Origin of the sequence: Microbispora cellulosiformans (assembly GCF_008728085.1) — a bacterium.
Classification (GTDB): domain Bacteria; phylum Actinomycetota; class Actinomycetes; order Streptosporangiales; family Streptosporangiaceae; genus Microbispora; species Microbispora amethystogenes.
Window position 1 is genome coordinate 69,895 of sequence record NZ_VYTZ01000018.1, and the last position, 14,472, is coordinate 84,366.

General features: G+C 71.4%; 13 protein-coding genes. 6 read left to right on the forward strand and 7 right to left on the reverse strand.

Translation table 11 applies throughout. The features are described 5' to 3' along the window. The first annotated feature begins 5 nt into the window (after nucleotides 1–5). The 4 genes from F5972_RS32950 (at nucleotide 6) to F5972_RS32965 (ending at nucleotide 3,636) form a co-directional block, all read left to right on the forward strand. Complete coding sequence (locus tag F5972_RS32950) at nucleotides 6–1,283, forward strand: nicotinate phosphoribosyltransferase (protein ID WP_191910438.1); 1,278 nt, start codon at nucleotides 6–8, stop codon at nucleotides 1,281–1,283. Nucleotides 1,284–1,346: 63 nt separating this feature from the next. After that, nucleotides 1,347–1,919, forward strand: a complete 573-nt coding sequence (locus F5972_RS32955; protein ID WP_150939388.1) for an isochorismatase family protein — start codon at nucleotides 1,347–1,349, stop codon at nucleotides 1,917–1,919. Nucleotides 1,920–2,049: 130 nt separating this feature from the next. Beyond that, a complete protein-coding gene (locus tag F5972_RS32960) occupies nucleotides 2,050–2,742 on the forward strand; it encodes a hypothetical protein (RefSeq protein ID WP_150939390.1) in 693 nt (230 codons plus the stop codon). 240 nt (nucleotides 2,743–2,982) lie between these two features. After that, on the forward strand, nucleotides 2,983–3,636 hold the full coding sequence (locus F5972_RS32965) for a hypothetical protein (RefSeq protein WP_150939392.1): 654 nt from the start codon (nucleotides 2,983–2,985) through the stop codon (nucleotides 3,634–3,636). 57 nt (nucleotides 3,637–3,693) lie between these two features. Here the strand turns inward: F5972_RS32965 and F5972_RS32970 are convergent, their stop codons facing one another. The 6 genes from F5972_RS32970 to F5972_RS32995 all read right to left on the reverse strand — a co-directional run bounded on the left by F5972_RS32970 (nucleotide 3,694) and on the right by F5972_RS32995 (nucleotide 10,975). Next, nucleotides 3,694–5,445: a DEAD/DEAH box helicase gene (locus F5972_RS32970; protein ID WP_150939394.1), complete on the reverse strand. Its 1,752-nt coding sequence runs from the start codon at nucleotides 5,443–5,445 to the stop codon at nucleotides 3,694–3,696. Between the two features lie 317 nt (nucleotides 5,446–5,762). After that, nucleotides 5,763–6,368, reverse strand: coding sequence for a hypothetical protein (locus tag F5972_RS32975; RefSeq protein WP_150939395.1), 606 nt, complete (start codon nucleotides 6,366–6,368; stop codon nucleotides 5,763–5,765). 383 nt (nucleotides 6,369–6,751) lie between these two features. Then, entirely contained in the window at nucleotides 6,752–7,651 is a 900-nt protein-coding gene (locus F5972_RS32980) for a hypothetical protein (protein WP_150939397.1), read from the reverse strand. A gap of 130 nt (nucleotides 7,652–7,781) precedes the next feature. After that, entirely contained in the window at nucleotides 7,782–8,759 is a 978-nt protein-coding gene (locus F5972_RS32985) for a zinc metalloprotease (RefSeq protein ID WP_225312107.1), read from the reverse strand. A gap of 284 nt (nucleotides 8,760–9,043) precedes the next feature. Then, complete coding sequence (locus tag F5972_RS32990) at nucleotides 9,044–9,295, reverse strand: DUF3039 domain-containing protein (protein ID WP_404803095.1); 252 nt, start codon at nucleotides 9,293–9,295, stop codon at nucleotides 9,044–9,046. A 117-nt stretch (nucleotides 9,296–9,412) separates the two neighbouring features. Further along, on the reverse strand, nucleotides 9,413–10,975 hold the full coding sequence (locus F5972_RS32995) for a DHA2 family efflux MFS transporter permease subunit (protein WP_150939401.1): 1,563 nt from the start codon (nucleotides 10,973–10,975) through the stop codon (nucleotides 9,413–9,415). A 135-nt stretch (nucleotides 10,976–11,110) separates the two neighbouring features. On the opposite strand from F5972_RS32995, the gene F5972_RS33000 reads away from it, so the two are divergent. Further along, nucleotides 11,111–11,752, forward strand: a complete 642-nt coding sequence (locus F5972_RS33000) for a TetR family transcriptional regulator (RefSeq protein WP_191910432.1) — start codon at nucleotides 11,111–11,113, stop codon at nucleotides 11,750–11,752. 21 nt (nucleotides 11,753–11,773) lie between these two features. Here the strand turns inward: F5972_RS33000 and F5972_RS33005 are convergent, their stop codons facing one another. Beyond that, nucleotides 11,774–12,751: a leucine-rich repeat domain-containing protein gene (locus F5972_RS33005; protein ID WP_225312108.1), complete on the reverse strand. Its 978-nt coding sequence runs from the start codon at nucleotides 12,749–12,751 to the stop codon at nucleotides 11,774–11,776. A gap of 235 nt (nucleotides 12,752–12,986) precedes the next feature. Here F5972_RS33005 and F5972_RS33010 point away from each other — a divergent pair, with 235 nt between their 5' ends. After that, a complete protein-coding gene (locus tag F5972_RS33010; RefSeq protein ID WP_150939405.1) occupies nucleotides 12,987–14,426 on the forward strand; it encodes a cellulase family glycosylhydrolase in 1,440 nt (479 codons plus the stop codon). The last annotated feature ends 46 nt before the right edge of the window (nucleotides 14,427–14,472 follow it).

Below are 14,472 nucleotides of genomic sequence, written 5' to 3' on the forward strand. Positions count from 1 at the left end.
TGCGCATGACCACGGGCACGGCCCTGCTGACCGACCAGTACGAACTGACGATGCTCCAGGCCGCGCTGGCGGGCGGCGCGGCGCACCGGCGGGCGGTCTTCGAGGTGTTCGCGCGGCGGCTGCCCGGAGGACGGCGCTACGGCGTGGTGGCCGGCACCGGGCGGTTCCTCGACGCGCTGGAGGACTTCCGCTTCGACGAGCAGGACATCGAGTTCCTGTGCTCCGCCGGGATCGTGGACGGGCCGACGGGCGACTTCCTCGCGGGCTACCGCTTCTCCGGCAACGTGTACGGCTACCGCGAGGGCGAGGCGTTCTTCCCCGGCTCCCCGATCATGGTGGTGGAGGGGACCTTCGCCGAGGCCGTGCTGCTGGAGACGCTGATCCTGTCGATCCTCAACCACGACTGCGCGATCGCCGCCGCGGCGTCCCGCATGGCGCAGGCGGCCGGCGACCGGCCGCTGATCGAGATGGGCTCGCGCCGCACCCACGAGTACGCCGCGGTCGCCGCCGCCAGGGCCGCCTACCTGTGCGGCTTCGCCTCCACCTCCAACCTCATGGCCGGTCACCTGTACGGCGTGCCGACCGCGGGCACCGCCGCCCACGCGTTCACCCTGCTGCACGACTCGGAGGCGGAGGCCTTCCGGATCCAGCTCGAGTCGCTCGGGCTCGGCACCACCCTGCTCGTGGACACCTACGACGTGGAGAGGGCCGTACGGACGGCGGTGGAGCTGGCCGGGCCGGACCTCGGCGCGGTCCGCATCGACTCCGGCGACCTCGCCGTGGTGGCCGTCGAGGTGCGCCGCCTGCTCGACGACCTGGGCGCGGACCGGACCCGGATCGTCGTCACCAGCGACCTGGACGAGTTCGCGATCGCCGCGCTGGCGGCCGCGCCCGTCGACGCGTACGGCGTCGGCACCGCCCTGTCCACGGGCTCGGGCCATCCGACGGCCAGCCTCGTCTACAAGCTGGTCGCCCGCGAGGACGGCTCGGGAGGCCTCCAGGCGGTCGCCAAGGCGTCGGTGGGCAAGCCGAGCATCGGCGGGCGCAAGTGGGCCTACCGCAGGACCGGCGGCGGCGCCGCCACCGCCGAGGTTCTCACCCGCGAGCCGGTGGAGTCCGGCGACCGCCCACTGCTGGCCGAACTCGTCCGGGACGGCAAGGTCGTGGGCCGCGAGAGCCTCCTGACCGCCCGCGAGCGCCACCGGGCGACTTTGGCGGAGTTGCCACTCGAAGCCCGCAGCCTCTCCCCTGGAGACCCCGCAGTCCCTACTATCTTCAAGTGATCGCGGAGGACCGGCGCATGAGGACGACGCCGGTCCTCCGTGATCGCGCCGGAGGGTGATCGGATGAAGACCGCGCTCATCGTGGTGGACGTGCAGAACGACTTCTGCGAGGGCGGCAGCCTGCCGGTCGGCGGCGGCGCCGGGGTGGCCGCCGCGATCAGCCGCCACGTCGACGACCACGGGTACGACCACGTGGTGGCCACCCGCGACTATCACATCGACCCCGGGCCGCACTTCGCCGCCGAGCCCGACTACGTCGACACCTGGCCGCCGCACTGCGTGGCCGGGACTTCGGGGGCGGCCTTCCATCCGGCCTTCGACACGGCGAAGGTCGAGGAAATCTTCAGCAAGGGCGCGCGGCAGGCGGCCTACAGCGGGTTCGAGGGCGCCACCGCCGACGGCGTCGGGCTGGCCGCATGGTTGCGCGAGCGGGGGGTGGAGGCCGTCGACGTGGTCGGCATCGCCACCGACCACTGCGTCCGGGCCACCGCCCTCGACGCCGCGGCCGGCGGCTTCGCCGTACGGGTCCTGCTGGACCTGACCGCCGGGGTCGCCAGGGAGACGACCGAGTCGGCGCTCGCCCGCCTGGCCGAGGCCGGCGTGGAACTCACCGGGGAGCCCGTCCTCCAGTCGTGATCCGCCGGTCCTGATCCGCCGGCCTGATCCGCCGGTCCCGATCCACGCCGCGCCGGACGTCAATGCCCGCACCACGAAGTGTCATGGGTGTATTACCTGGAGTGACGACCCTTCGTGGATTGGCGGCCCGATGATCGCGTTCTCGCTCGGCCTGTGCTGGCTCGTCCTCACTCCGGTCTCCGTCTGGCTGATCTTCGGCCGGGGTCACCGGAGTGCGCTTCGCGCCGCGGGCGCGCTGACCCTGGCGGCGCTGCAGACGGCCACGATCGCCCTGGGGTTCGCCCAGAGGCCCGGCGCCGTGCCCGCACAGACGGTCGCCGTACGGGACCCCGGCGCCGCCACACCCGGGGGACGCGCGCCGGCCGCGCCCGGGCAGGACGAACCGGGCGAGCAGAGCGGCCAGGAGACACCGGGCGGCCCTGCGGGCCCCACCCCCTCGCCGGCGTCACCCCCGCCCGCGTTGAGCGGCGGGCCCGCCTGCGACCAGCGCGTCGCCACCCCCGACGCCGTACGGCTGTCGTTCCGCGGCCGGGCCCTCCACGGTCTCACCCTCTACTGGCCCGCCACCACGGGACAGTGCGACACCGCGACCGTGGCGGTGCACCAGGCCGGTCACCGTTTGCGCATCTGGGTGCAGGAGGGCGCGGAGGGTGAGAGCCAGGAGGGGACACACCACGTCCCGATCCGCGTGGAGGGCGGCGTCGCCTCCCTCAGCCTCCGGCTGAGCCCTGTCACCCGGACTGTCACCCGGCACCATCGCCGCTACGTCGCCATCGACGGCCACACCGGCGACCGAATTCCCCTTCGGTCGCCCATGTCATAGTGAATGGCGATTCGCGTTTCTCGGCTTTCCGGTGCCGGTGGAAAAAACACAGGTGCCGCTCCCGCTTCCGGTGGCCATTCATACACCGGTAAGGACAACCCTTATCCCGTGCGGGACGTCCCGCGACTTTCCCGAATCCTCGCCCTCCCATGACGGTTCGAAGCTGATAGCAATGTCCTCCGCGCATCCCGCTCTCGCAGCGCGCCCCCGCTGCGCTGCCCTACAGTTGGAGGACGCCCTATGGCCATGCCCACCCTCAGACAACGCGTCAAGCGCTTGGAGAACGACTTCATGGAACTCAGCGTTTATTGCCGTAAGCAGGCGGCAGAGCACGCGTACGACGCGACGCAGATGGCTTGGGACAAAATCGATGAGATGAGCGACCGCCTGCTCCGGGTGGAGCAGGTCGCCACGGAGACGAGAGCGGACGTCGGCATCCTCAAGCGGCAGATGGGCGTCGTCACCATCCGGCTCGACCGCATCGACGGCGAGATCAGCCGCCTGGACGGCAACGTCGAGGCTCTCAACGTCCGGGTCGACCACCTCACCGACCGCGTCGACAGCCTCCACGGCCGGGTCGACCACCTCAGCAAGCGCGTCGACACCCTCCACGACCGCGTCGACGGACTGACCGAACGCGTTGACGCCCTCACCAAGCGCGTCGACAGCCTCCACGACCGGGTCGACCACCTCACCGACCGCGTCGACAGCCTCCACGACCGCGTCGACCACCTCACCGAGCGCGTCGACACCCTCCACGACCGGATGGACAAGATGGCGGAGTCCAACGCGACGATGTTCGAGGCCGTTCTCCAACGGCTGGACGACCTGTCCGCCCAGGTCCGCATGAACCAGCACGCCTCGCGAAGTGGGGCTCCGCGCGGCGGAGAGTGACGGCGTCCCTCGGTTCGCCGCCCTGTCAGGGGCGGCGGACCGAGGGCCGAGGTCGGGTCACCTGCGCTGGGTGGCCCATTTGCGGATCATCGCGATCCGCTCACGCACCTGCTCGGCGGTGGCCTGGGCGATCGCGGGGCCGCCGCAGGCTCGGCGCAGCTCCGCGTGGATGACGCCGTGCGGCTGGCCGGTGCGGTGGTTCCACGCCCCGACGAGGCCGTTGAGCTCCTTGCGGAGCTCCGCGAGCTGCTCGTGCGGCGCGAGGGCCGGCGCCTGCTCCTCGCTCTTGCGGGTCTTGCGCATCGCCGCCTGCTGGTCGGCCTGACGCTTACGCAGCAGGGACGCCACCTGGTCGGGCTCCAGCAGGCCGGGAAGGCCGATGAAGTCCTCCTCCTCGGGTGAGCCGGGGGCGGCGGCGGTGCCGAACTCGCCGCCGTCGAACAGCACCCGGTCGAAGGTCGCGGACGCCTCCAGCGTCTGGAAGGGCAGCTCGTCGCCGAGCGCGTCGGGCTGCTTCTTCTCCTGCTGCGCCTGCTCCAGCAGCATGTCGTCGAGGCCGTCCTCGTCGCGGCGGCCCAGCACGTGGTCTCGCTCGGTCTCCATCTCCCCCGCCAGGCCCATCAGGACGGGCACCGACGGCAGGAACACCGAGGCCGTCTCGCCGCGCTTGCGGGCGCGGACGAAACGCCCGACGGCCTGGGCGAAGAACAGCGGGGTGGAGGTGCTCGTGGCGTACACGCCGACGCAGAGCCGGGGGATGTCGACGCCTTCGGAGACCATCCGGACCGCGACCAGCCAGCGCCGCTCGGAGGTGGCGAAGTCCTTGATCTTCTTGGACGCGCCGGGGTCGTCGGACAGGACGATCTCCGCGCCCTCGCCGGCCACGGCGCGGATGTGCCGGGCGTACGCGCGGGCGGACTCGTGGTCGGAGGCGATGACCAGGCCGCCGGCGTCGGGGACGCCGCGCCGGACCTCGGTGAGCCGGCGGTCGGCGGCGTGGATGACCTGGCGGATCCAGTCGCCCTTCGGGTCGAGCGCGGCGCGCCACGCCTGGGAGAGCTGGTCCTTGGTCAGCGGCGTGCCGAGCGTGGCGGCGATCTCGTCCCCGGCCCGCGTGCGCCACTTCATCTCCCCCGAGTAGGCGAGGAAGATGACCGGCCGGACGACGCCGTCGCCCAGGGCCGGGCCGTACCCGTAGGAGTAGTCGGCGACGCTGCGCAGGGCACCCTCGCCGTCCTCGACATAGGTGACGAACGGGATCGGGCTCTCGTCGGACCGGAACGGCGTGCCGGTCAGCGCCAGCCGCCGGGTCGCCGGCTCGAACGCCTCACGGACACCGTCGCCCCACGACTTGGCGTCGCCGGCGTGGTGGATCTCATCGAAGATCACCAGGGTTTTGCGCGCCTCGGTGCGGGCGCGGTGCAGCGCCGGGTGCATCGCGATCTGCGCGTAGGTGACCGCGACGCCGGTGTAGTCGCGGGAGGTGGCGCCCTGGCTGTTCTTGAACTCGGGGTCGATGCCGATCCCGACCCGCGCCGCCGCGTCGGCCCACTGCCGCTTGAGGTGCTCGGTCGGCGTGACGATCGTCAGTGCGCGCACGACGCCGCGGCTGAGCAGTTCGCTGGCGATCCGCAGCGCGTACGTCGTCTTGCCGGCGCCGGGGGTGGCGACCGTCAGGAAGTCTCTCGGCTCGTGCCGGAAGTAGAGGTCGAAGGCCTCCTGCTGCCAGGCACGCAGCTTGGGGGCGGTGCCCCAGGCGGCTCTGTCGGGGTAGGACGGGGAGAGGTGGGACGCGGCCGAAACGCTCAACGACGCCTCCCCGAACTCATCGGAACACTGGTGTCTCTATCGGTTCGCTCCCTCACAGTGCCATCAGAGTAGCCCGCCACACCGACAGAACGCGCCGACCACACGCATGGTGGTCCGAAATCGCATGGTGTGGGAATCGCCACAGCCACCGATCGGGACGCCGCCGGACGTGGCCCGATCCGTACCGGCCGGCGCCGCTCGCCGGTACGGATCGCGGCCCCGGCCGGTATGGCGGAGACGCGAAGGGCGGGTGGCCCGCGGAGCTTCCACGCGTCCGCGGGCCACCCGCCCTGTCGTCTAGCCGGCTTCGCCCGTCGTCACAGACGCGTCGGCGTGGTGCAGTCCGCGGCCGTCAGCGGCAGCGTCGAGGCGCCGCTCGTGGTCGCGACGCTGCAGTCGGAGGCGAAGATGCTGCCGTCGGCCTTGCGCACGGTGACCCTGAGCCGCCCCACGGGAATGCCGCTGGTGGTGAGGCTGGTCAGAACGCCGCCGGTGCCCGCCAGAGCGGTGCTCGGCGACGGCGACAGGGTCACGTCGTACAGGAAGCCCGGGGAGAACACCGAGGTGAGGTCCGCCCAGGCCGTGCCGTCGTTGACGAACACGTGGCCCCTGCGCGCCGACCCGGTGAAGGTCTGCGAGGTGAGCGGCTCCACGCTCGTGGTGGCGCCCACCGCCGGCAGCACGCTGAAGGTTGTGATGATGTTGGTCGAGTCGAGGCGCGGAAGGGGAATGAAGCTCTTCTCCCCGCCCTGCGGACTCGTCGCCTCTTGCGTGACCGGGGTGGTCTTGGTCGAGGTGGCGCTCGCCGCGATCGAGCCCGACAGCCCCACGGTCGCGCAGGTCACCGCCACCGCGGCGGACCAGGTCAGCAGGCGACCGGCGCCACGCGAACCAGAGGCAGAGCTGCTCTTACGAGAAATCAATTTGATTTCCCCCCATGGTGAGAATTGGTCTTTCCGGGTCACCGCGTTTTTCGTGCGATGCGACCTCGAAGATACCCGTCCGGAGAAACGCGGGCAGCGAGCCACTTATCGGATACCGGCAAACAGATGTTACGCCTATCTCAAAGCCGTTCCGGCGATTGTCGCGATCCCCTACATCACACGACGGAACCGCCGACTGGGAACTCGGCCATTCATATGCCGATGCGTCCGGGCATAGAGGACAGCACGCTCGGCCGTTATGACGCCCCGTTTTCCGCTTGAGCCGATATATCGGGTAGAACGCCGTCAAGAAGCCATTTTCCTGGCATCCCATGTGCCGGCTCCGCCGTACGAAGAAGGCCCGGCGGAACGTGCCACAGCCGTCAGCGGGCGCCCCACATGAGGCCCTCGATCTCGGCGCGGGACCGCGGCTGGTCGGGATGCGCGAGCCCGAGCAGGACGGTGCTGCCGCCGTCGGACCGGGTCAGCAGGGTCACCCGCATGAAGGCGGGCTCGTTCACGACGTCGCTGTACTCGGCCCGTACGGCCCGCGTGTGGCCCGGCCGCCCGCCGACGGTCACCGCGCGGTCGTCGAGCACCTCGACCTTGTCGCCGTGCAGCAGCAGGCGGGCGTAGAGATCGCTCAGGTCGATGACCTCCGAGCGGAGGCCGGGCGGATCGACCGGGTCCCCCGGCCGTGCCATGACCGTGGCGCTGTCCCCGCGCGCGGCGACGGTGGTGAAGCCGCTCACCGGGGCGACCACCCCCTCCCGCCACTCGGGCGGGAGGGTGTAAGCGACTCCGGCCACCTGGTCGTGGATCACGGTGGGCGGCACGCGCTCGGCCCGGTTCAGGACCGTGACCACCACCGCGCCGATGACCGCCGCCGAGCACGCCAGCGCGAGGCCGCCCACCAGGAGCCGCCACAACCACCGGGGCATGCGCCGGGGCGGTGCGGCGGGCGCGCCGTACCGGCGGGCGGCGGGCGGAAGCTCGTCCTCCTCCTCGGCGGGCGACGTCAGCGGCCACACGGAGGGCTCGGCCGTCGCCCGTCCGGGGACCGGCGCGCCGTACGGGGCCGTGCGGTCGCGTCCTCCGGCGCCACGCGCCGTGCGGGGCCGGCCGGAGGCGCTCCCGGCGTCCTCCGCACCCGTGTCCCCGCCCGTTCCCGGGATGCCGTACGGACGCGTGAGGCCCCTGCCGGTGGTCTCACGGCCCGCCTCGCCCGGTCCCGGGGGCTGTTCGGCGGGCGGCCAGACCCGGCGGGTCCACTCGTCATCCACAAAGCCTCCCGGGCGACCTGGCCGGGCGTGCGTGGGACGGAACCGGCGAGTGACGAAGCGATCAGGGCCACCCGCGGAGCCCTGTGACCATGAACGCTGCTGTGGAGTTACTCACACACGCGCCGCCGCGTCAACGCTTCCCAGCGGATTCGTCATCGGACCGCTCGGCGAGAGCGCCCGGCGTCGCCTCCGGGTCGGCGCCCTGCGGAGCCGGGCGACGGTAGACGTCCCACATCTGCCTGATCCGTACGGCCTGGCCCGGCGTGAACTCGCGCATGCACCGGTCCTGGGAGTAGTCCATGAAGTTGTGCATCGGGTCGTCCCCCGGCGCGGGACAGGTGTCCTTCCGCGGCGGGCAGCCGTTGGTCGGGCGGGCCTCGGCGGGGGTGTCGTCCACCGCGTCTCCTGAGGAGGCGCAGCCGTTCTCGAAGGTGTGCAGCAGGCCGAGCCAGTGGCCGATCTCGTGGACGGCGGTGAAGCCCCTGGCGAAGTCGCGCAGCGGGCCGCCGGGCACGCTCCGCCAGTCGATGACCACCCCGTCGAGGCCGGGGTCGTCCTTGTACCAGTAGGGATAGGTCGAGTATCCGAGTACGAGCCGGCTCATCTGGGCGATGAACAGGTTGAGCGTCTCGGGGCCGCCGGTCCGCAGTTTCTCCTTCAGCGGCTCCTCGAATCCCAGCGGGTCGCGGAACCAGGCGCGGTTGTCGGTGTGGGTGACGCCCTCGAGCTCGAACCTGACCCCGGTGTCGGCGCCGCCGTACCCGCCGGAGTAGGCGGTGTTGAGCACGGCGATCTGCCTGGCCACGGCGGCGTCGGGCAGGCCGAGCGCGCCGTCCCTGACGATGTGCACCCACACCGGCACGGTGATCCGTTCGACGGCGCCCGGGTCGCGCCGGGCCGGGCCCGCGCCGCCGCTCGCCTCCGCCGCCTGGAGCCTGCGGCCGAGATCGGCCGACATGCGGGCGACCTCGTCCGGCCCGGGGTCGCGCGGCTCCAGCGCGTGCGTGAGCCCCCGGGGAAGCGCGGCCCTCGAGCCCCGGCGCGGGGCGACGCCGGGCCGGGCCGGGCAGTCACCCGGCCGGGAAGCAGGCACACGTGCGGCAGGCACGCGGGCAGCACTCCCACGGGCGGCGGCGGGCACACGGGCAGCGGACGGCCCGCGCGTCGTGGTCGCGGCGTGGCGGTCCGGCGGGAGGCCCGTGACCGGCCCGCGCGTCCCCCCGTGACGGGGCGGCGGAGAGGCGGCGGACGCCGGGACGGCGAGGACGCCGCCCAGCGCGTAAAGGCATGCGAGGACGACGGCGATCGGTCGCCGAACCATTCTTTCCCCCGATACGGCTGGTCAGAAGGCTGACGTTAGCCGTCGGGGGAATGGTCATCCCGTACCGACACTCACTCGCTCGGCGGCTCGCCCTTCGGCAGCCCTTCGTAGATCTCCTTGCACTCCGGGCAGACCGGATACTTCTTCGGGTCGCGGCTGGGCACCCAGACCTTGCCGCACAGGGCCCGCACCGGCGCACCGGTCACGTAGCTTTCAGTGATCTTGTTCTTGTCGGCGAAGTGCGAGAAGCGCTCGTGGTCACCGTCGCCGTGCGAGAGCCGGGGTGTTACGTCGCTCTCGGGAAGAATCTTCGTGCCGCTCACGAGCACCAAGTCTATTGCAGCGGGCGCGCTCCCCCCGGCCCGCGAACCGGTCGCCTTGACACGCGTACGGCCCCCGCGTGGTGGCGGGGGCCGTACGAGGAACGGGTGGCCGTGCCGTCAGCCCAGGTGGACCGGGGCTCCCTCGGTCTTGCGGCCGGCCCGGACGAACAGGGCCAGGCCCGCGGCGAGCAGGGCGACCGCCGTGCTCACGAGGAAGCCGAGGTTAAGTCCGTCCATGAAGGACAGGTGCGAGGCGTCCGCCAGCACCTTCGCGATGGGGCCGGTCCCCGGCGGGGCCGCGCCGACCGACGCGGCGGCCTCCAGCAGGCCCATCTGCTCAGGCGGCACGGCCGCCGCGGCCGGGCCGAGGTGGCCGGGCAGCACGTCGGCCACCCGGGCGGACACGATCGCGCCCAGGATGGCGGTGCCGAGCGCGCCGCCGACCTGCATGGCGGAGTTCTGCACGCCGCCGGCGACGCCGCTCAGCTCCTCCGGCGCGTTGCCGACGATGATCTCGGTGGCACCGACGAACACCGGCGAGAGGCCGAACGCGAGCAGCACGAACGGGATCGCGGTGTCGGCGAAGGCGGCGTCCACGGTGAGCCGCGACATGAGGAACATCGCGACCGCGCTGATCACCATGCCGCCCGCGATGGTGATCCTGGGGCCGAGCTTGCCGATGAGGACGCCCGCGATGGGAGAGGCGACGATCATGCCGGCGCTCATGGGCAGCATGCGCAGACCGGAGTCGAGCGGCGTGAGCCCGTGCACGCCCTGGAAGAAGAACGTCAGGAAGAACATCGCGCCGAACATCGAGAACGCCATCAGGATCATCAGCACGGTGCCGATCGAGACCGACGCGTTGCGGAACAGGCTGAGCGGCAGCAGCGGCTCGCGGGCCCGGGACTGCCAGAGCACGAACAGCGCTCCGATCAGCACGGCGGCGGCGAGGAACGCGAGGGTGCGGATGTCGCCCCAGCCCCACATGGGCGCCTTGATGATGGCCCACACCAGGTCGAACATCGCGAACGACAGCAGCAGCACGCCGAGCCAGTCGACCCTGGACAGCGCCCGCGCCCTGCTCTCCCTCAGCGCCCACAGCCCGAACGCCAGGGCGGCCGCGCCGACCGGCACGTTGATGAAGAACACCGACTGCCAGCTCACGTTCTCCACCAGGAGGCCGCCGATGATCGGGCCGCCCGCGCTCGACAGGCCGATGATCGCGCCCCACGCGCCCATGGCCATGTTCAGCCTCTCGGCGGGGAACGCCGACCTGAGCAACGCGAGCGCGGCGGGCTGGAGCAGCGCGCCGAACAGTCCCTGCAGCACCCGCAGCGCGATCAGCATGCCCACCGAGGACGACAGGCCGATCGCCAGCGAGGTCAGCGCGAAGCCGGCCACGCCGACCAGGAAGACCCGCTTGTGCCCGAAGAGGTCACCGAGCTTGCCCGCCGTGATCAGGAAGACCGCGAGGGCGAGCAGATAACCGCTGGTCACCCATTGCAGGTCCGACAGCGTCGCCTTGAGCTCCACCTGGATCACGGGGTTGGCGATGGCCACGACCGTGCCGTCCAGCATGACCATGATGACGCCGAGCGAGACGGCGAGCAGCGTGAGCCACGGACGTCCCTGGCCCCGTCCTGGAGGCGCGTCCGCGCCCACCGATACGGCTTGTGTCATCGAGGTTCCCCCTTAGCGCCACTGAGCAGACCCCTAGCAATTTAATGTCAGTCGATGACAGATGACAAATCCTTTTATCCGACATACGGTGACATCTGAGGGTTGCTACCGGCAGTTTTCGAAGGAGGTGACGCCGTGGGGCTCCGCGAGCGTAAGAAGCAACGCACCCGGGACGCTCTGTTCGACGCGGCTCTCGACCTCTTCCTCACCAGGGGGTACGAGGCGACCACGGTCGAGCAGATCGCCGCCGAGGTGGACGTGTCGGCGAGGACGTTCTTCCGCTACTTCGCCTCGAAGGAGGACGTGGCGCTCTCGCTGACCGCCGAGGAACAGGACATGTTCCTCGCCGAACTGGTCACCCGCCCGGAGTCGGAGCCGCCGTTCACGGCGCTGAGTCAGTCGATGCGGGCCATGCTGGGCATCCTACGGGGGCTCGACGAGGCCGGGACGACCAGGATCCTCAAGGCCCGCCGCCTCATCCACTCCACTCCGTCCCTGCTCGCCGGTGGCATGCGGCTGGTCCGGGAGAATGAGCGCAGGCTCGTCGCCGAGGTGGCCCGCCGGATGGGAGTCCCGCCCGACGACCTCCAGCCGCAGTTCGTCGTGTCGCTGTTCGTCGGCATCGGCCTCCTCTGCCTCAACGGACCGACCGAGGATCTGGGCGACATGGCACGGCGGTACGAGGACCTGCTCACGCTCGCCGAGCGCTCCCTCCAGCCCGGCTGGGACCTGCCCGTACGCCCCGGGACGACCGGGGCCGTTCCTCCTCAGCGCTGAGCGCCCCTCACAGGGGGAGACTCACAGGAGGACGACGCAGCCGCGCTCGCGCAGCGGCCCGACGCAGGCGGGCACCTCGCCGAGCTTGAGCCAGCGCAGGTCGAGCTTCTCCAGCAGGGGCAGCTCCGCCAGCCCGGCGGGCAGCGCGGTGAGGCGGGTGGCCCGCAGGTCGAGGTGGGTCAGCCGCGTCAGCCGTACGACGGACTCGGGCAGCCGTTCCAGGGGGTTGCCCCGCAGGTCCAGGTGCCGCAGCCCGCGCAGCCCCCCGATCGACTCGGGCAGCGCGGTGAGGCGGTTGTTCCTGAGGTGCAGCTCGCGCAGCCCGGCCAGGCGGCCGATCGTCTCCGGCAGCTCCGTGAGCCGGTTGTCGTGCGCGCGCAACTCGTGCAGGGCCGCCATGCCGCCGATCGACGCGGGCAGCGCCGTCAGCCGGTTCTCGGCGAGGCTGAGATAACCGAGGCGGTCGAGCCGTCCGATCGAGGCGGGCACCGTCGTGAGCCCGTTGTCGCCCAGGTAGAGGTAGTCGGTCAGGCCGGGGAGATCTCCGACCTCCGCCGGCACCTCCCTGAGCCGGTTGTGCGCCAGGTCGAGCATGCGCAACGCGCCCAGACGGGCCAGGCCGGGAGGCAGATCGGTGATCTCGTTCTCGGCGAGGACGAGCGTCCGCAGCCGCCTCAGCCGCCACAGCGCGGCGGGCACCGAGGTCAGCGCGTTGCGTCCGAGGCCGAGGTGTTCGAGGGCGGCCAGCTCTCCCAGCTCCGGCGGGACGGCCGTGAGCCGGTTGCCGTAGAGCGACAGGACGCGCAGGCGTCCGAGCCGCGCGACCCATCCGGGCAGCGACGTGAGCGCGTTCCCGTCGAGGTCGATGTGCTCGATCGTCTCCGGGCCCCGGACGGCGGCGGGAAGCGACGACAGCCCGGCGTCCGGCGCCACCAGGGCGACCGGGACGTCACCGGCGACTCTCACGGCGTCCTCGGGCAGCCGGCTGGGTTCGGGCACGCGCCGACCCTATCGGCGCGAGGGCCGGTGAACGTTTCATCGGGTCGCGGAGGCCCAGGTGAAGGGTGGCGGGGAACGATCGCGCTGGTCCGGTGGCCCATCTTGCCGAACCGGTTCAGTTGAGGCGGATCCGCGCGGCGGCCCCGCCGCTCCGTCTCCTGTACGGTGCCGGGCCGCGCCGCCTATGGTGCCGGAGGCGCTCCCAACGGCGTCGCTCCCCCACCCGAGGTACAGAATGAAAACACGTCTCATCGCCGTGGGCGCGGCACTGCTCGCCCTCCTGCTGTCGGTGGTCGCGATGAACCAGACCGCGCAGGCCGCGACCGGCCTCCACGTCAGCGGCACGAAGATCGTCGAAGCCAACGGGAACAACTTCGTGATGCGCGGCACCAGCCACGCGCACACCTGGTACGCGAGCCAGACGAGCTCGTTCGCGAACATCAAGTCGCTGGGCGCGAACACCGTGCGCGTCGTGCTGAGCGGCGGCCGCTGGACGGCCAACACGGCGAGCGACGTCGCCAACGTCATCTCGCTGTGCAAGCAGAACCGGTTAATCTGCGTGCTGGAGAACCACGACACCACCGGGTACGCCGAGCAGGGCGGGGCGTACACGCTCGACCAGGCCGTCGACTACTGGGTAGGCCTGAAGAGCGTGCTGACCGGCCAGGAGAACTACGTCGTCATCAACATCGGCAACGAGCCGTACGGCAACAACAACCCGTCCGCCTGGACCACCGCGACCAAGAACGCGATCGTCCGGATGCGCGCCGCCGGCTTCCAGCACCTGCTCATGGTGGACGCGCCGAACTGGGGCCAGGACTGGCAGTTCGTCATGCGTGACAACGCCGCCTCCGTCTTCGCGAGCGACACCCAGAAGAACACCGTCTTCTCGATCCACATGTACGGCGTCTTCGACACCGCGGCCGAGATCACGAACTATCTGCAGGCGTTCCAGACCGCGGGCCTTCCGCTGGTCATCGGCGAGTTCGGCAACATGCACTCCGACGGCGACCCGGACGAGGACACGATCATGTCCCAGGCCCAGTCGCGGGGCGTCGGCTACCTCGGCTGGTCGTGGAGCGGCAACGGCGGCGGCGTCGAGTATCTGGACCAGGTCACGAACTTCAACGTCAACCAGCTCACCTCCTGGGGCCAGCGGCTGTTCAACGGCGCGAACGGCATCAAGCCGACCGCCAAGGAGGCCACGATCTACAGCGGCCAGCCGCCGGTGAGCCCGTCGGCCAGCCCGTCCGGCTCGCCCAGCACGTCGCCCAGCGCGTCTCCGAGCCCGCCCCGCAGCCCGTCCGCGTCCCCCAGTGCGTCCCCCAGTGCGTCGCCCAGTGCGTCCCCCAGTGCGTCTCCGAGCGGCAACGGCCGGGGCTGCTCCGCGACGTACCAGGTGACGAACCAGTGGGGCGGCGGCTTCCAGGCCGAGGTCACCGTCAAGGCCGGTTCCGGCGCGATCTCCGGCTGGACCGTCACCTGGACGTACGCCAACGGCCAGACGGTCACCCAGGCGTGGAACGCCACGCTGACGTCGAGCGGCTCGTCGGTCACGGCCAAGAACGTGAGCTACAACGGCGGCCTCGGCGCCGGAGCGTCCACGTCGTTCGGCTTCCTCGGCTCCTGGAACGGCGCCAACCCGGTGCCCGCGGTGACCTGCACCGCGAGCTGAGACACCGCGAGCTGAGAGACCGCGATCCCCAGCACACGGCCGGGCG

Coding starts and splice junctions, on each gene's coding strand:
- F5972_RS32950 (WP_191910438.1), top strand. CDS start 6: ATGACCACGGGCACGGCCCTGCTGACCGACCAGTACGAACTGACGATG.
- F5972_RS32955 (WP_150939388.1), top strand. CDS start 1,347: ATGAAGACCGCGCTCATCGTGGTGGACGTGCAGAACGACTTCTGCGAG.
- F5972_RS32960 (WP_150939390.1), top strand. CDS start 2,050: ATGATCGCGTTCTCGCTCGGCCTGTGCTGGCTCGTCCTCACTCCGGTC.
- F5972_RS32965 (WP_150939392.1), top strand. CDS start 2,983: ATGGCCATGCCCACCCTCAGACAACGCGTCAAGCGCTTGGAGAACGAC.
- F5972_RS32995 (WP_150939401.1), bottom strand. CDS start 10,975: ATGACACAAGCCGTATCGGTGGGCGCGGACGCGCCTCCAGGACGGGGC.
- F5972_RS33010 (WP_150939405.1), top strand. CDS start 12,987: ATGAAAACACGTCTCATCGCCGTGGGCGCGGCACTGCTCGCCCTCCTG.